21 protein-coding genes are annotated in these 16,383 nt (G+C 52.7%); 2 read left to right on the top strand and 19 right to left on the bottom strand.

The genetic code is table 11. From position 1 onward, the window contains the following. Position 1: 1 nt before the first annotated feature. From ACOTX1_RS18425 to ACOTX1_RS18410, 4 genes are read right to left on the bottom strand one after another with little or no spacing between them, the layout of a single operon-like run. A complete protein-coding gene (locus ACOTX1_RS18425) occupies positions 2-3,793 on the bottom strand; it encodes a phage tail protein (protein WP_421766858.1) in 3,792 nt (1,263 codons plus the stop codon). A 9-nt stretch (positions 3,794-3,802) separates the two neighbouring features. Beyond that, entirely contained in the window at positions 3,803-4,336 is a 534-nt protein-coding gene (locus ACOTX1_RS18420; protein ID WP_023296453.1) for a tail assembly protein, read from the bottom strand. Continuing rightward, positions 4,279-4,998: a C40 family peptidase gene (locus tag ACOTX1_RS18415; RefSeq protein ID WP_421766863.1), complete on the bottom strand. Its 720-nt coding sequence runs from the start codon at positions 4,996-4,998 to the stop codon at positions 4,279-4,281. The genes ACOTX1_RS18420 and ACOTX1_RS18415 overlap by 58 nt, the downstream gene beginning before the upstream one ends. After that, the gene (locus tag ACOTX1_RS18410) at positions 4,998-5,702 is read right to left on the bottom strand and encodes a phage minor tail protein L (protein ID WP_421766857.1); all 705 of its coding nucleotides are present in this window, start codon (positions 5,700-5,702) and stop codon (positions 4,998-5,000) included. Before ACOTX1_RS18410 ends, ACOTX1_RS18415 begins: the two co-directional genes overlap by 1 nt. A gap of 165 nt (positions 5,703-5,867) precedes the next feature. Here ACOTX1_RS18410 and ACOTX1_RS18405 point away from each other — a divergent pair, with 165 nt between their 5' ends. Further along, positions 5,868-6,065 carry a hypothetical protein gene (locus tag ACOTX1_RS18405; RefSeq protein ID WP_421766856.1) on the top strand — a complete coding sequence of 66 codons (198 nt, stop codon included), beginning with the start codon at positions 5,868-5,870 and terminating at the stop codon, positions 6,063-6,065. On the opposite strand, the gene ACOTX1_RS18400 is transcribed toward ACOTX1_RS18405, so the two are convergent. Further along, positions 6,044-6,199, bottom strand: a complete 156-nt coding sequence (locus ACOTX1_RS18400) for a hypothetical protein (protein ID WP_022651023.1) — start codon at positions 6,197-6,199, stop codon at positions 6,044-6,046. The genes ACOTX1_RS18405 and ACOTX1_RS18400 overlap by 22 nt on opposite strands. A 21-nt stretch (positions 6,200-6,220) precedes the next feature. Beyond that, the gene (locus ACOTX1_RS18395; protein WP_421766855.1) at positions 6,221-6,568 is read right to left on the bottom strand and encodes a phage tail protein; all 348 of its coding nucleotides are present in this window, start codon (positions 6,566-6,568) and stop codon (positions 6,221-6,223) included. Between the two features lie 57 nt (positions 6,569-6,625). Between ACOTX1_RS18395 and ACOTX1_RS18390 the strand changes: the two genes are divergently transcribed. Beyond that, positions 6,626-6,850, top strand: a complete 225-nt coding sequence (locus ACOTX1_RS18390; protein WP_045892289.1) for a hypothetical protein — start codon at positions 6,626-6,628, stop codon at positions 6,848-6,850. Between the two features lie 22 nt (positions 6,851-6,872). Here the strand turns inward: ACOTX1_RS18390 and ACOTX1_RS18385 are convergent, their stop codons facing one another. The 13 genes from ACOTX1_RS18385 to ACOTX1_RS18325 form a co-directional block, all read right to left on the bottom strand. Further along, positions 6,873-10,088, bottom strand: a complete 3,216-nt coding sequence (locus tag ACOTX1_RS18385) for a tape measure protein (RefSeq protein WP_421766862.1) — start codon at positions 10,086-10,088, stop codon at positions 6,873-6,875. Between the two features lie 59 nt (positions 10,089-10,147). Further along, complete coding sequence (locus ACOTX1_RS18380) at positions 10,148-10,462, bottom strand: hypothetical protein (protein ID WP_058679060.1); 315 nt, start codon at positions 10,460-10,462, stop codon at positions 10,148-10,150. 100 nt (positions 10,463-10,562) lie between these two features. After that, the gene (locus ACOTX1_RS18375; RefSeq protein ID WP_421766854.1) at positions 10,563-11,075 is read right to left on the bottom strand and encodes a KilA-N domain-containing protein; all 513 of its coding nucleotides are present in this window, start codon (positions 11,073-11,075) and stop codon (positions 10,563-10,565) included. A gap of 183 nt (positions 11,076-11,258) precedes the next feature. Next, a complete protein-coding gene (locus ACOTX1_RS18370) occupies positions 11,259-11,912 on the bottom strand; it encodes a DUF6246 family protein (protein WP_421766853.1) in 654 nt (217 codons plus the stop codon). A 36-nt stretch (positions 11,913-11,948) separates the two neighbouring features. Then, positions 11,949-12,683: a phage tail tube protein gene (locus ACOTX1_RS18365; RefSeq protein WP_421766852.1), complete on the bottom strand. Its 735-nt coding sequence runs from the start codon at positions 12,681-12,683 to the stop codon at positions 11,949-11,951. Between the two features lie 17 nt (positions 12,684-12,700). Further along, positions 12,701-13,087, bottom strand: coding sequence for a phage tail termination protein (locus ACOTX1_RS18360; protein WP_023306061.1), 387 nt, complete (start codon positions 13,085-13,087; stop codon positions 12,701-12,703). Further along, positions 13,084-13,521, bottom strand: a complete 438-nt coding sequence (locus ACOTX1_RS18355; protein ID WP_045265488.1) for a hypothetical protein — start codon at positions 13,519-13,521, stop codon at positions 13,084-13,086. The genes ACOTX1_RS18360 and ACOTX1_RS18355 overlap by 4 nt, the downstream gene beginning before the upstream one ends. 7 nt (positions 13,522-13,528) lie before the next feature. Beyond that, entirely contained in the window at positions 13,529-13,891 is a 363-nt protein-coding gene (locus ACOTX1_RS18350; protein WP_047653440.1) for a hypothetical protein, read from the bottom strand. After that, on the bottom strand, positions 13,884-14,063 hold the full coding sequence (locus tag ACOTX1_RS18345; protein ID WP_421766851.1) for a DUF551 domain-containing protein: 180 nt from the start codon (positions 14,061-14,063) through the stop codon (positions 13,884-13,886). Before ACOTX1_RS18345 ends, ACOTX1_RS18350 begins: the two co-directional genes overlap by 8 nt. Further along, a complete protein-coding gene (locus ACOTX1_RS18340; RefSeq protein ID WP_112777871.1) occupies positions 14,063-14,464 on the bottom strand; it encodes a DUF7370 family protein in 402 nt (133 codons plus the stop codon). Before ACOTX1_RS18340 ends, ACOTX1_RS18345 begins: the two co-directional genes overlap by 1 nt. Positions 14,465-14,526: 62 nt before the next feature. Next, entirely contained in the window at positions 14,527-14,811 is a 285-nt protein-coding gene (locus tag ACOTX1_RS18335; protein ID WP_421766850.1) for a hypothetical protein, read from the bottom strand. A gap of 10 nt (positions 14,812-14,821) precedes the next feature. After that, positions 14,822-15,919 carry a major capsid protein gene (locus tag ACOTX1_RS18330; protein WP_188512183.1) on the bottom strand — a complete coding sequence of 366 codons (1,098 nt, stop codon included), beginning with the start codon at positions 15,917-15,919 and terminating at the stop codon, positions 14,822-14,824. A 2-nt stretch (positions 15,920-15,921) separates the two neighbouring features. After that, positions 15,922-16,383 (bottom strand): phage cement protein, encoded by a 462-nt coding sequence (locus tag ACOTX1_RS18325; protein WP_129741529.1) that lies wholly within the window; start codon positions 16,381-16,383, stop codon positions 15,922-15,924.

The following is a 16,383-nucleotide window of genomic DNA, read 5'->3' as shown; positions in this document are numbered from 1 at the left end:
GTTACCATGTGCCCGTGATTCTCCCGATCTGCACCCTCAACACATTGTTGGAATCCCGCACGCTGATTGTCTGGTTTGTCTGTTTCATTGCCCCCTCACCAGCTGTCGAACCGTAGTTCTCAAACGTACCGCCCTTATCCAGCCTCCATCCGACTGAGCCAGCGACATAGTTATTGGACTGGATGTAGTTGCCAATCTTGGCGTTGCCGATGGTGCCGTCCTGAATGAAGGTTTCCCGGATAAACACCTGCCCGTTCTGGATAACGAACGGCAGTGTAACCGCTCCCCCCGCCTGCGCCATGACGGCGAAGCGATCCGCCAGGAATAGCACCTGCGACTGCATGCCCGATGGAGTGTTTTCTACACCGATCCCCATTCCGGCGGCATACTGCTTTCCATTCGCGTCCACGGCAACCTTGATGCTGTACATCGCCTTCAGGTCACCACTAACGTTTGCTATCGCCTGAGCGTTAGTGCTGATCGCTGAAGTGTGCCCGTTGATGGTCGCCGTGATGCCGTTTATCTGCGTGGCCGTGGCCTGCTGATAATTCGAGAACGTCTGGTTCAGGCTGTTGATGGATGCTTTGTTGCCGTTGACATCCGTCTCCAACCTCAGCAGTGAACTCGACGTGGCCTCCCTGTCGCTTGCCATGGCGCTGTCAATGCGATCGATGCTGGCCTTACTGTCACCGTACTGCGCGCTGAGTGTCATCCGCTGATTAACCTGCGCCAGCGTACTCGTTATTAGCGCGATAGCGTTATTCTGAATGCCGCCGCTGGCAGTATCGGTTCTTGCTCCCAGCTCCTCCAGGCGGGATGCCATTGATGAAGTCGTGTCGGTGACAACCTGTCGCAACGTGGTGATATCAGCGGTATTTTGCGAGCTGGCTTGTTCAGCCGCATCTGCCTTACCTGATGCAGCGTCAGCTTTACTCGAAGCCGAATCAGCTTTATCAGAAATGACCTGAGTACTCGCAGTAAGCTGGTCGACAGCTGTCGCCCTCGCCTGCGTTTCATCTGACAGAGCCTGCCTTACCTCGGTAATTCCCGCCTCGTTCTGCTCAGTTTTTGCCTCAAGACGGGTAACATCCGTGACGCGAGCCTCTGTCTCAGTGGCGATCACCTCCCGGAGCTGTTCGAAGGTCGCAGAGTTAGCGCCCTGTTGGGCTGTCTGGCGCACGACAACATCGGCAATAGCCAGCGCGTTTCCGATGATTGCTTCAGCGGTCTGCTTGTTCGAGCCAACCGCAGCAGCAAGGCCGTCTGCGTTCTCTTTGATTGCATCAGCCAGTTCTGCCAGTTTTCCGCTGCTGTCTACCGCGTTCTCGATCATGTCTTTGAACGTATCAGTCTCTTTAATCTCCTCCAGGATTGCATCGGTGATATCACTGAAGTCGTCCGTTGGTTTTCCAGAAGCCTCTACAAATCCTGAAACGCCAAATGCATTACGAGTTCGAACATAAACGTAATAAACATGGTCAAACTTAAGTTTTTGGATGGTCCACTGATTGCCACGGCCAAGGAATTGAGCTTTATTCTCAATGTCGTCGGACAATGGAATCGGAGTCTCACCTGCGTACCAAAATTCAAAAGAAGTATCAGATGTGGCAGTAACAGACATGACCGGAACTAAAGTGGCCTGAAGTGGGCCAGGTATCCACTGAACGGAGTTAGGAGCCTTTGGCGCGCCTATAATAAGACTCACCTGAGTTTCGGCGCCTTTCATCCCGTTTTCATTGCGCCCACGAACGCCGAGCGTGTAGCTACCGGCAGCAAGGCCGTAAAACTCATACCGGAACTGGTCAGTTTCGTACTGAGATACCAGCTTCCCATCAGCACTGTAGATGTACAGCTCAAACACCAGCTTTTTAGTAGTGGTTGCCGTCTCCCACGTTGCTGTAACCTGGACGGTCTCGGTGTTTGTGTTCAGGATTCGCAGGTTTTCCACGTTAGGCACGCGGTAGCCGTTCAGCGTATCGCTGGGAACTTCAAACACTGCACCCTCGTCAACGATGGCCTGTTTGTTGGGGTCGTGCAATGAGGCCGTTATGCTGTATACGGAGTTGTTTTCCGTTTCGGCAACGCTCAGTATCCGGAAAAGGCGAATCGCAACGCTTGCGGTTGAAATGGCAAATACAGTTCCCGCCCTCACCCATTCAGGTTCGTTTTTGAGTGTGACGTTGTTTCCGTTAACGCCATCAATCTCATAGCGAGAGAACTTTCCGTCCCTCCCCATAATCGACATAGTGGAGCCGTCCGTTACTACCGAGGAATCAACCGCGTCAACCGTTATCACCCTCCCGGAATGAGAAACAATTCTCCCCCCGAGGCGAGTTCCTGCGTAGTCATTATCCATGACCTCAACGATATCACCCGGCGTGAAGTGGATAGCATCGCGTGCCATCTGGAAAGACAGTCTGCTGCTTTCACGCTTTGCTGTTTCCAGCAGCCATTTACCTGCCCGCCATGCCTGTCCGCGAGAGGTGCAGCCAAACGCCTCCAGAGTGGTTTCGTTGTAGTTCCCTTTGGCTATCATCTCATCGTCGGAAACGTACTCTTTCACCTGCTCCCATCCGTTGTCGGGGTCAGTCCAGGACACTACAACCGCATTGTATTTCTCTGAACGCTTTACAGAGCTTCGTTTGAACTCGCCATTCACAACGTTGGCGTTCGTGATTGTCGCAATCGGATCCTGTGGAGCGTCCAGCATTACGGACAGGCGCAGGCCGTCCCACAGCGCAATGCCACGGAACATGCTCGCTATCTTGTCGAGAATGTCTCGCGCACTCGCCTGCTCTGTGATGTAGGCGTTGAGCGTCATGCGTGGCTCTTTGCCGCCATACCCATCATCTACAAGCTGATCGCAATATTGCGACAGAATGTAGAGTGCACCATCGTCAACATCGATGTATCCGGCGCGTTTCGCCAGGCCAAATCTGGTGTTTTTCGCCAGCTCACGGAACAGCCACGCCGGGTTGTTAGTCCATGCCTTTTTGAAGCCCCCCGTCCACAGCCCGGAGTAAGTTCTGGCAATTGGCTCGTAGTTATCCGGTACGTCAACGATCAGCCCGCGAAGATGATATGTGCGGCTCGGCGTGTCGGTGTACTGGTCACGGTCGATGACTGAGCCGGCAACAGCAGAGAACGGATAGCTAAGGTTGTCGTCGGTGATCTCGCTGTAGCTGTTCCAAACAGTCTCGTTTGACAGCAAATCGCTGCTGCTGTCAGGCGTAATGCGGCGAACGCGGATATCAAACGGTTTGGTGTCGGGGGCATCAATGACGTGCGCCTCAAGGTACTCGCCAGAGATTTTCCCTGTAATCGTCACCGTCTTCTCCATGACCCAGCCCGACGAGCCAGTTCTGGTCTCGATAACCATCGTTACAGAGGTGTTTTTCTGGTTACCCTTGGAGTCCTGCTCCATGAGCCCGGTGACGCCGATGTTAAAACGAACGCGGGTCACGTTCTGATCTGTCACGGTTCTAACCAGCGGGGTATCGTAAGTGACCTCAGTGTTAACAATGGTCGTCGCTTCGATTGCAGAGAAGCCGTTGATTGGCTCCTGAGTTTCCGATCCAGGTCGCCAGGCAACACTAATGCCGTTCACGTTGACATTACCGTTCGAGTCAGTGATAGGCGTCTTATTCAGCTTGAATGAAGACAGGTGCTCCTGATCCACCGGGCCCGCGATTGGCCCCTCAGATATCAGATCCAGTACCCGATAGAATTGTTTTGATTTGAGGTTATCGTCGAGTAGTTTTGGGGTTGATGCTTTACCGCCACCTGAAGACATAGCGCCACCTTAGCTGATTGATTCTTCCCAGTCGGAATTATTAGATGTGTCGATCCCGAGACTTATTACGTTGCTGCCGACCTCCATCTCGCCGAGGAGTATGGGGACAGGATGCCCCTGTCCGACCCTGTTTTCTGCACTGGTAAACGAGTTATTCGTGAGGGTGTTTGTTTCGGCCGCTTCCGCTGAAGTTTTGCTTTTCATGTTCCGGGACATGTAGATGGAGTAAGCAACCGAGGCGGCAGACAGCACCAGTGAGGCAATGAGAACTATCGTACTGGTCTCAAGTCCCGCCCCCTCAATCACCGGGACAAACAGCACTACAGAGCCATCCTTCAGGCGCCGATCCATGTGCCACTGCACCGAAGACGTTTCAACATCCTCACCCGCCACTCGCATTCTTACTCTGGCGTTCAGGAATGCTTTTTTGAACTCATGATTCTGAGCAAGCAAAAGACGAATGCCCTGGGCAGGGGTATCAACGCTCAGCTCGACTTTGCGGAAATGTCGGCGTAAATGCCCTGCAAATTTAAAGATGAGCACTGTTCATGTCTCCATATGGAATGCATCTGCTTAACGTATGCCGGGCGCATTTGCTCTCTCCGGCTTAAATGCCCTGAGCAATCGTGGTGAAGAACCATATTGTCATCGAGCAGAATCATTGCGTGGCAAGGGTCAGCTCCGGGGAATGGTTGCCTGATTATTACGTCACCTGGCAGCGCTTCTCCCGGCGATACCTGATTGAAGCCATTGCGCGACATGTTGTTCAGATAAAGGTTCTCCCCTCTCAGCCACCAGCCATTCGTCCTTTCGAAGTCAGGGAGGTCAATGCCACACAGGTGATACGCATCACGGAATAGCGTGTAACAATCAGTCACTCCGTGCTCGAACCGCCTCCCCAAAAGGTAATCCAACGGCCTGAACGTTCTGATTTTCCCGTTACAGGCCAGCACCCATGGAAGGCCCGATGCAACCTGGCATTTACGGTCGGATCCGGACAGTACCGGGCTGTTCATTGGGTGAGAGTGGAATACCGCAGTCACCTCTCCAGCCTCCTCGGCCGCCAGCCACTCATCATCACTGATTCGGAAGTGCTTTCCAGGCTCCGGGTGAACATTCCGACAGCGGAACAACTGCCCGCCATCCAGGATTAAGCCGCACACCTCATCCTGCGACGATGCCGCATAATCGAGTAATTCCTGCATCATGAAACCTTCTGAGAGCCGGGGAAGCTGCTGATTGGCATTGGTTCCGGTCGTGGATAACGGAAGCGGCAGCCGCTACGGCGGTGAGAGCATTTGTCCTTCGCCGGGTCAGTGGTTGGGTTGTCGCGCTCGTCTGCAACAGGGGGGCCGTCATAGCCGCACCCAACACCCCGATACTGCCACTGACATACGTCTGCAAGGATAGTTCGCGCCGGGATGATGGCGTTATCGCAGTCAATCGGCGTCGCCAGCGTGTAAGTGACCTGCTCTAACGTCTCTTCCGTCATCTCCTCAACAACGTAGCGGGAAACCGCTTCCTGCGTCGGATCTGCGTCAGGGTTGCCATTGGGGAAGTTCACCGCGTCCAGGTATTTCACCGGAACCTGACGGCGGGTGATCACCACCCCAAGCATGTCGTCGAAGTCATGGTTTATGCCCGTCAGTAAACCCGTGACGTTCGCCACCACCATTGTTGGCCGGGCATATGTGCCTTCGTTCTTTGACTCGAACCCTTCGACTGCTATCGGGTATGCCTGATACTGATTCCCCTTCCAGATCACATTTCCGTAATATCCATTGGTGCCGGAATGGAACCGGATAAGGTCTCCGCCAAAGGGTTGCAGGTCGGCTTCGAACAGGTCGATAAACGCGCCTACTCCGGCGTCGACGCTATCAATAATCATACTGGCTGGTATGTCGCGCACGGCAAACTCCCATAAAAAAAGCCACCAAGTGGTGGCTACTGTTTGAATATCAGGATGTTGCTTACTGATAACCCTGGTTAACGTGTAAGCTCAGCCCGTCAGTGGTGGGACACTGACGTAACCATCGAAGGGGGATGGCTGATTACCTCTGATAAAGGAAAAATAATGTCAGAATTGAAATTAAACGCTATTGACTTTATTTCTTTTGCGGTCGCCGGAAATACATTTATATTAAAAGCTAATTTGATTGGCCCTAATGACCAATTTCATTCGGTAAACCTAGATATAGCGCCAGATGAGATAAAGAATAAAACCATCGGTGAGATTGAAAAACTTGCTATTCAAGCCTTGCGTTCAGCTTGAATTACGGCAATTTGATCTAATTTCGCAGTGATTTGATTATAAGCACAGGTGTGAGCGCTAATAACTTCTTCCATCTGTGCTTTCATTGAATCAACCATAGCCTCTAACTCTTCAACACGTTGTTCTAAAGTCATAACTGTCTCCCGCCTTTCGGCTTATCGTGGTACTTGTTCAAAAGTGGCCGTCAGTTCAAACAGCGGCCCGGTCTTTGTCATATTCCAGGATCGGCAGACAAACAGCGCCTGCACTCCGGTATCTGATGGCGTCCAGTAGAAGGATTCAACCGCGCCCCGTGCTTTTAGGAACGCCTCAGCATCCTTGGCAGAATTACTCCGGCAGACACCGCCTACCCCCCTGAAGGTCAGGGAGTATTTATCCATCAGTGGATTGATACCCTTCACCTGTCGCTGCTCGTAGCCGTCACCGAGCTTAACAACGGCTACGTTTGGGGTACGTTCAACCTGATAGGCTCGCTGTGGTGTCCACGTAAAAACTTCTGGCACTTTAGCCTCCGTTGTATAATCAAATCTCGACAATCACTATCAACCAAGGACTTAAAAATGGACAATGTTAGCCAAGCTCAGAAAGACATCATGGCGATCAAAATCGTGGTTCAAAATATGATTGCCTTAATGAATGCTGAAAAGCAGCAGGTCTTAAAAGACATTACGGAAAACATGACTAATGAAATGATTGCAACTAGTGGAGATCTAGCGCATCACCTTGAGGATATTAAAAAATCAGCAATGGAAATGATCGACATTGCGACATTGAAGCCGGAGTGATTAACAAGCGGCTAAATGCCGCTTATTTCCTCCTTCCCTGCAGTAAACCGTTCGGACGAGTACTCTGGTCTACCATCATCTTCAGCATGTCGTTGTTCCACACTTTACGAAGCCTTGCGATCTCCTCATCACCAATTCCTCCCGTAGTATTTATCGTGAGGTTCATTACAGGATTAAACGACCCACCACCTCCGGCCTTATCAGCAGGAATAATCTTCCCTGACTGGTTCGGGATGAATGCCTGCTGCCCCCCGGCGGTCTGGAAGATTTCAGAACGGCCATCCTCGTTGACACGATAGGCGTTACCAGCAGAAACCGTACCGCCGTAGCGACGACCGCCACTCATGCTGACACTTGCAATATTCGAAAGCAGGGAAGCACCGGCCGAGGCGATGGCTGCGTAGTTCGCCATTTTTTGTGCTGGCGTAAGAGCAGTCGGATCGGCCATGGCTTGCATAATCGCCGTGTTGAGGCTAAGGGTCGATTGTGCTATGGCAAACGCTTTTGCCGCGGCAAACATTGCAATATACGCGCCGCTACTTTTCCCAGAAGTGTTTTGAATCATTGTCGCAAGGCTATCAAAACCTTGTGAGGCTGAACCAAGGATTGCGCCTATAGCAGTGGCTTGAGCGTTGGCTTCGTCAATCGCTATCTTTCTTCTTGCGTTCGACGCCTGAATTTGAATAGCTGTCTTTGCATCTTCATATAGCTGAGTATTCTGCTTATCTATCTGTTGATACTTGGCTAGAGCAGCCAGTTTCTGCTGCTCCTGCAAATCGATTTGCGCTAAAGGATCTACCACAGCGCCGGTGACTGCATCAGGCATAATCTTTGCCGCTACAATTTCCTGCTCTGCGTATTTTTTCCCCTGCTCTGCCTGCTGGCGCTGCTTAACAGCATTAGCTGCGTCCCATTCTGCGGCAGCATATTTTCTTATTTCATCAATTTGCCCAGCCGTAGCGCTTTTATTAAGAGACTGCTCAGCCCTTAGCATGGCCTGTTCGCGTGACAAATCCTGTGTTGCCCCGGCAGCAGTTTCTGCGCGCTGCTTATAATCAGCAATTTTCTGGGCGTTGGCCTCCATCTGAGTGGCTGCGCTTTTGCCCTGCTGTTCATTCTGCTGCTGCGCTTTGCGTCGTGCCTCCTCAGCTTCCTGTAGATCGTAATTCTCTGCAGCCAGACGCTCAGCAGACGCGATCTGATTAGGGTTGTCAGTAACCTTAGATGCCGCCATTCTGGCTTTTGCCACTGCCCGCTGGCGTTCATCCTGTATTTTCAGAAGCTCGTTCTGCTCTTCAAGGTTCAGGATTACTTTATCGCCATCGGCAGTTGGAGGGGCGATCTGTAATGATTTGGGATTGAAGTTCTGCCCGGCCTGATTGGCCCGGTTGATTTCATCGGCAGTTTTGCCAAAGGCTCTGGCCACAGCCCCTTGCACCTGCTCAAGGGTAGAGCCTTTCTCTATTAGGCGATCATGCACCCCCATCGAGGTGAGCATATTGTTATTAAGAGTGTTCTCCATGCTATCGCGGGCCTGGGCTGTACGAGTCAGCCTGTCCTGATTTTCCGCACGATCGCGCTCTTTCTGATTTATCAGATTGGTCAGCTCTGCTGCTTTCTGGAGTAACCCATTACCTTGCTCTGCTGTTGTATTGAACTGGCTCCCTTTCTTTATGTAGTCATCACGTTTAGCAGTGAGATCTTCAATCTCATCGGTTGAATCCGCTATGGTTGCCTTTAGCCCTTTCAGGGCGATATTGGCGTCTGCTATAGCCCCTCTAAGCTGGGTGTTGCTCATCGTCTTCATAGAGCTGTTGAGCTTGTCCAGACCATCAGCAAAAGCAACCGCCTCTTCCTTCGCCTGCTTGGCAGTTTGCCACCAGTAAAGCAGCGCGGATGCAGCAATCATTGCAACACCCGCCGGGCCGCCAATCAGCGAGAGAGCGCCACGAGCAAGTCCAAACCCCACCGACGCAGCGCGTGCCGCAGCCGCAGCCCTTGCAGTAGCTGCAGCCTGGGCGGTTTCGGCTTCCACCAACGCCAGCGAAGCAGCGCGGGCACGTGATTTTGCTGCGTTGAGATTTTCCAGCGCCGTCATTTCAGCACTACTGCCGCGAGCAACATTCAGTTCAGCCTGAGCCAGCGCAACGGCTGAGAAAGCCGCTTCTTTGTCAGCAAGAGTTTTTCTCTGCGCTGCGTTAGCAGCAATGAGTAATGACTGCGCAGACTGGTTTTCTGCAGCGGTCTGCTGGCGCGTGGCGGCGACAGACTGAAGCTTGCCACTTACTGCGTCTTTCAACGATCCGGCATAGCGCCCGGCCATTACCAGGGCGAATGCTTTGGCGGCCAGTGTTGCGCTGTCGATGTATCCCTTCATGGCTTCAGAGTTTTCAGAGAAGCTCAGGATCGTATCGGCTGCGGCGATGATGCTGTTTGTGAAGTTCTGAATTACTCCGGTCTGCCCTTCAACTGCCACCAGCATAGAGGTAACGGCGGTCCGCATCCTGACGCTGGCATCAACCAGATTATTAGACATACCCGCAGCTGCAGCTGTGTTTGCCTCGAGTGACTGCTTCAGGCCTTCGGTAAGATCCGAAGCTGTAAGCTTACCTGATGCGCCAAGAGCGCGGACTGCTGCAGCTGATTTTCCGCTAGCTGTAGCAATATCGTTAATGACTGTCGGAATGGCTGTGGTGATAGACTCCCACTGGTCGGCAGATACAGTGCCGGTGTTTATCGCTTTGGTGAAGGCACTAATAGCAGAATCAGCACGCTCGGCAGATGCGGCGTTCTTCACGAACGCGTAAGACATGGAGTCCTGAACGTCGATTGCCTGTTCGGTGGAGTACCCCATGCTGCGCAGTCCGTCAGCACTACGGATATAAAGCTCCTGGGCCTCTGCCAGCGAACGATAAGTGCCGTTAGCAGTATTAAGTAGACGCTTCTGTACCCGCTCGAACTCATCCTGGCTGGAGGTCGCCATCTGTACGCGTTCGGCCATCTCCTGGTAGCTTTGTACCATGCGAGCCATTTCACGGAGAGTGCCAGCAGCAATAACCAGCTTGAGTGTCGATGCAAGTTTTGTTAATCCCGTATTAAGGGCATCAGCAGATTTATCGGCCTTTTTGAATCCTGACTCCATGCTGTTGGTGACATTAACCACCTGCTTATCAGCTCGCAGCAACTGAGCGGTATCGGCCTTAATCACATATTCAATATCACCGACGTTTTGGGTCATCATCTTTTCTCCGGGCAATAAAAAACCCCGCCGGAGCGAGGTTCATTTTGATTCGTTATTTAGTAGCCTTGAATTGCGTTTATCGTCATCGACTGATTGGATTGCTGGATGATGCTGTCGCTTGTTTTCATTTTTACCTTGGCATCTTGAATACCTGTATTGATATAGGTTTCACAGTCGTCCTTGGTGATACTTAGATTTCCTCGGCGTGAAAACTCAGCTTGTATTTTTGGGATGATTTCGGTGTTCCCGTAACCCATAGCCTGCCCTTTTAAAATGCAAAGACCTGCATCATCATATGACGTCAAAGGTCTCTCTTGAGCGCAACCGGCTAATAATAGCGAAACCCCAACCACAAAAAGCACCTTCTTCATATCCCTATCCCCATCAGTAAAAGATGGTCAAATCCTACCACCTGTTGACGACGAGGTCAGCAGGAACGACAAAACCCGTAGTTGAGCGTGTCATCGCTGCCTACATAATGCCAGGCAAATACATTTGAACTTCATCAGCAACACGATCCCGTGCTGCGTTCAGTAGTTGCTTGCGGCCGCCGGAACCCCATCTGGCCATCTGGCTGGCGCATTGGCTGATCTGCTTGGTTTCAGTATTGATGATGTGGTCAATTTTGTTCAGGCGGGACATGGCATCGAACCCGCGACGCATCAGCATTTGAAATGTCTCATAGACTTTGATTTCAAAAAGTGGATTGAGCCAGGCTGCATAGCGTATAGCGATAAGCTCAAGCCCCCAGGAACCCTGAAGTGGGCCACCCTTAATGGTCATAACCGATGCGATTTTCTTCGCATCGCTCAGGGCTTGCACGAACCGCCTTACTTGCTTGGTTTTGAGAAACTCACCTGGTCGCTGTGATTCAGTGGCTTTACCTTCAGCCACAGCCGCTGCATGGAGGTCATTGAGGTTGTAGCGCCCTTCATTGTCGACACGAACGGATACGCCGTTTACAGATACGGTAGGATAGTGCATGAGGTTTACCTATAGAAAGTGAGCCTGTCACACAGAGATAGCCGCCCCAGAGTACAACTAACTCTCAGGCTCGCTTTCTGTAGGCTCTAGGATTATAACGTGCGCGTGTGAAGCGCGTTGGGTTTATTGCTGGTATAAAAAAGCCCCGCAGGTGCGAGGCTGTTTGTGTTGTTCCGAAGGTGATTAATGCGGCCCATTCCGTTGCGCGTCGATCGCCAGCATTTGTTCGGCCCAGTCCATGACTTCGTCGTATTTCTCCTGAGTCGGCACTCTGGCTTTCTCTTTCTGCGGAAATTTAGCGTTCATGGCGGCGCGGAAGCTGGTCATTGTCATGTTCCATGCGTCTGACTCGCTCATGCCGAGGTGAGCAACAGCGGTGTAGACGAATGACCGTACATCGAATTTGTCGCTGTATTCGCCTTTCTTACCTTCGAATTCTTCCGGTGGCTGGTCGCCCATTACGCCATGAAGCATCAGGTGGCGGGCAAGCAGGATAACATCCTCGATCGGAATGGCTCCCGGCTTAAACAGCAGCCGTCCTGCCGTGTTCACCGAGTACGAACCAATCACCTCTGCAATGTTACCCTCTGAGCAATGGCGAACTATGCTGGCAGCCGACGCTGCCATTTCAGCAAAGCAGCGAGCGTTGACAGCCTTCATGGTCTGGATATCAGTGATGCGGTGTTTCGGATAATGCCCGGCATGAACCTTAACGAAAGCATCAACAATCTGTTCCGGTGAGCCAATACGCGACATAGCGAGGAATGAAGGGTTGAGGAATACCTCTTTGCCACTGGCGCGGACAACGGCCTGGCCGATATCGGTTATTGCCTTCATGAAACCTCTCAAAAAAAGGGGCCGAAGCCCCTGATATCACGCTGCGTTGACAACAACCGTAGCAGACCCGGACGTCACGCTGCCCGCTGTGGAGGAAGACACCTGACAACTGTATGATCCGGCATCACCGGCAGTCACGTTTGCTTTGGTGAATGTTGCTGATTTTGCGCCAGAGATGTCACTACCACCCTTCTTCCACTGGTAAGTCAGTGCTGAATTGTCAGACACAGTCGCAGCCACCGACAGGTTCAGCGTATCGCCAACGGTCAGCGTGCGATTCTGTGGCTGGGTAGTGATGGTGATAGTTGCACCAACGTCGCGCACGTCAACCTGACCGGCACTGGACGCTTCGACAGACCAGGTGGCAACGTCGTCGTGCGGCGCCTCATCGCCCCATGATGTCACCATGAACGGCCCTTCGGTGATATCGTTCGGAGAGATGATCTTGAACCATACATACGGCTGGTTGCTGGTCTCTGCTGGCGGGTTGTAGACGTGACGCTTAAGCGCGTTCTGCGCATAAACATCCTCTTTGCGGGTCACACCGTCACCAGAGAACGAAATGTTCTTGTAAGTAACGAGGTTCTCTTGCGTAAATGCAGCGCTCATGTCGCCGGTCGCATCTGCGGTTTCCCACTCTGCATTTACTGTTTTGCCGCGCATCATGCCGAGTCGGCGGTAAGCGCTGGCGGTGGGTTGTACTTCAGGGCATCCAATCGCGTAATAAACGACGACGTCGCGCCCGGTAAAAGCGCCCGATTCACACGCCATAGTGATTTATCTCCGTGTTATCTGGAAATGATGGTTTGAAAGGAAATATCGAAGAGGTAACGCCCTTCTTCGGTCTGGATGGCGGTGATGCCGCCTATTGGCTGCATCGAAATGATGCATTCGGTTTTGTAGTCGTCGATCATCGCCTGGCGGATGGCGTCGGCGCGGTCTTCAACTTCGTTGATGTCACTGTCGTTCTGTCCTGACAAAACAAGGATGCGGAAAAAGTCGCGCGTGATGGCTTCCTCAGGCTTGCCACCGCCGTTTTGCTGGATGACAAGGTATCTTTCCCCTTCAGTACCTTCCAGCTCGTTCCAGAAGCGTTTCTGGACGCGGTAGCCGACATCAAACCCGTGAGACTGTAACCACGCTCTCAGCGCGTCATACACTTCGCTGCGCGTCATACTTTGTACCCTTGTTTGATGATGGCCTTAATCTCGTTGAGACCGTCACGCTCAAAGCCTTTGGTCAGGAACCCCGGCTCGGCATCGGGATCCCAGTAATTCCCCTTCCCGGTGCCGCCGCCGAATTCTTTTCCAGCGCGAGTTCTTCCGAAGTGTTCACGCGGCTGACCTTTTAGCTTACCGGACATACCGTGAACGGCGGCAGCGTATGCAGCCGTGTACCCGACCTTTCCCTGCATCCCGCCGGGCATTGGGTCAAGCTTTCTGTACTGGCTGTTGATAAGCGTGGATGTGTCAATGGGAGTAAGTAGCGCAGCGTGAGACGATCCGACAATCATGACCTCAGTCAGCACTCTTTCTGTGCGTGGCCCGGCAATTTCTGCCAGCACCTTGCGGGTGTTCATTTGAACACGCTTGATACCTTTTACGGGCATGATCGCCTCACGTCAGAATTTTGTAGTCCGGCTCCTCGCCGAATGGTGACATATCCCATTCCGTCACCGCCTTGATGACGTTTGCACCAGCTTTCAGCGGATCGGCCTGTGCCGTTGTGTCACCTCTGGCGATATACCAGTCACGCTTCGGCATGGTCGCATCGATGCCATTGCGCTTCAGCTCAGTGAAGAAAATCAGGTTCGTGGTGAACTCTTTCCCGCTGGCATCTACCGCAACTTCATTGTTTGCCGTCCAGGTGCAGTCAATCAGGTAGGGGGTTTCGATTGTCCAGGTACTGTTCCAGTCGTCGTAGACGCGCGGGTAAACAGTGGCAACATTGGTATAGCTCCATGCAGCTGTTTCAGACACCGTTGTCCTCCCACCGGATCACCTCCGGTTTCTCCGCTGCAACTTTCCGGCACAACAGATACCAGTCACCGTTGCTTTTGACATAGCCGGTAACGCGCTTACCACTGTCGGTCATCACCCAGACTTTGACAAAAGGCTCCGGCAGCCGCTTCTTAACCGATATCCACCCCATCACCGACCCCCGCCACACATGCATCCACCCCTGGCAATCCATATGCCAGCAAAAGCTGTATTGGTCGGGTCTGGAGGGATGAGGTCATTAGCGCAGCCGTGTTTATCGGTGACGCGCAACAGTGCCAGCGCCCCTTTCCATCGATCGGGAAACAACTGATACCGGAATGAGCGTGACGCACCATTAGGGCCAGTCTGCGAGCTGATATACTTGTCGCCTTGCGCCAGCCCCATAAGCGCCAGCAGATAGAGCTGAATCAGCAGCGCGACTGATGCCGGATAATGCGCATCGAGACACTCCTGTATGCTGTTAGCCTGGTCGACGAGAGCCTGAAGAACAAAATCGGGAATGGAAACGCCCTGACTTTGCAAATACCCCTTCGCCTGTTCGAGAGTTACCATTATCGACTCCGTGAAATACCCCGCCGGAGCGGGGCATAAAAAAACCGCCTTAGCGGCGGCTGTTATTCAGCAGGGAAAAGCTTTTCGAGTTCGCCATCTGGCAACAGCTCACTGAGCTTTTCAGCGCCAAGATTGCCTTTAAACTCGATTCCCAGCTCAGTCAGACGATCCTTGATAACTTCTTTGCGAGATTTCTCACCGGTACCGGCGTCAGGTGTTGCAGGGGTTAAAGCCGCATCAGAGAGCTTAATCACATGAGGCTTCAGCGACGGATGCAGTTTCTCAATTTCAACCACATCACCGACGCTCACGCCATGCCATGCTTTGATTACCTGGTATTTAGCCATGTCGATCTCCTTATGCCAGGTTGGCGGCGTAGACCACGCCGGACAGGCCTTCGCCGTCTTTCTTAATCTGCAAGCCCTCAGCGCTCATAATCTGGAAATTATAATTCGACTGAGGCATCGGGCGTGGCAGAGGGACAACGCCGACGGCCATACCGACCAGCGGTGAGATCACGTCCTGACGACGCTCATAGGCGAGGAACTCATTGCCAGACAGCGCGTAGGACATCTGGATGGACTTCGCAGGAATGAACTTGCTGATCGCATCCAGAACGGTTCCGCTCAACAGGGCATTGGTGCCGGTGTTGATGTCTACCAGATACGGCTTCGCCATGTTTGCCCACACTTCCGGGCTGACCCACAACTTGTCGTAAGCGGTAACTTTGTTGCGGCGAGCCGTCAGGCCGAACGGTCCGGTCGGGCCGAAGAAGGCCAGCAACTGAGCCGGGGTTGCGGTGGTGAGGTCGATATTGGCGCCGCCCGCTCCGCTGCCCAGGTTGATCTTCTGCGTGTTACGGTGGTTTTTCATCCCCTGAGCTGGCAGACCATCAACAACAATGCTGGAGTCGCCGTTCAGATAGAAGTTGACGCGCTTCTTGTGGAACTTACGCAGCTTAGCCGACTGAGATTCCAGCACCAGATCGACGCCGACAGTGCTCAGACCTGCCGCGTGTCGCCAGTTGACACCGTAACCGGCAGTGAATACCGGGATCGGGTCACCATCAGAACCGAATTCAGTATGGTCGAAGGAATACGGCGCCTGACCATCGATGCTGATTGACACGTCATCAGCGATGTCACCAGACACGTTATACAGCTTCGCGGTTTTGCCGATAGGCAATACAGTCTGCACGCCCATCAGGTCATTGACGATTTCCATGCCAATTTCCTGATCGCGCATCTGGATAATCTGGCGATCAATCTCAGCCCAGAATTCACGAGCAAAGCCACCAACAGCGTTAGCCGCCAGCATTTCGGGGGTCATGCTCTGGCGATATTCGTTAACCATCATGTCGTGATGATGGTTGAAAATGTTGCGGTTGGCCCACAGCTCATTCCAGTGCCCGCGCAGTCGGCTGTTAGCAGCCAGTGTTTCGGGGGTAAAATACATTCTTATTCTCCTGAATTTTCTGCCGGGGCAGCTACAGTGCCAACGCGCATACGCACGCGGATGAAATCGGTAGCGCCGGTAGCGATAGTTGCATCGTCCTGGCTGTAGCCGAGAACGGTGTCGGTGTCAGAGTCGGCAATCGCCCCCTGACCATTTGCGCCCAACTTGATCGGGGTGTCTTTGGCGTAAGTTCCCGCAGGACACAGGATTGCCAGTTCTCGGCCTTCTTCCACGTAGTTACCAGATGTGGAGTGACCAGCAGGGATAGAGTCAGTAATACCCAGCCCTTCGCTGAAAGCAGGGTCGAGCACATACAGTCGACCAACCGTTGTTGCGGCTACTGCAAACTCATTGTCACCGTTGATGGTAACGAAAGTTCCCGGCAATGACGCGGCGGCCACTTTACGGGTTTCGGTCTTGTACAGAGACTGACCGTCGATATTAACGCGACGATAACGTGCCAT

This window comes from Enterobacter cloacae complex sp. IR5401 (assembly GCF_049238425.1).
GTDB lineage: Bacteria > Pseudomonadota > Gammaproteobacteria > Enterobacterales > Enterobacteriaceae > Enterobacter > Enterobacter hormaechei_C.
This window is presented reverse-complemented; position numbering and strand designations above follow the sequence as displayed.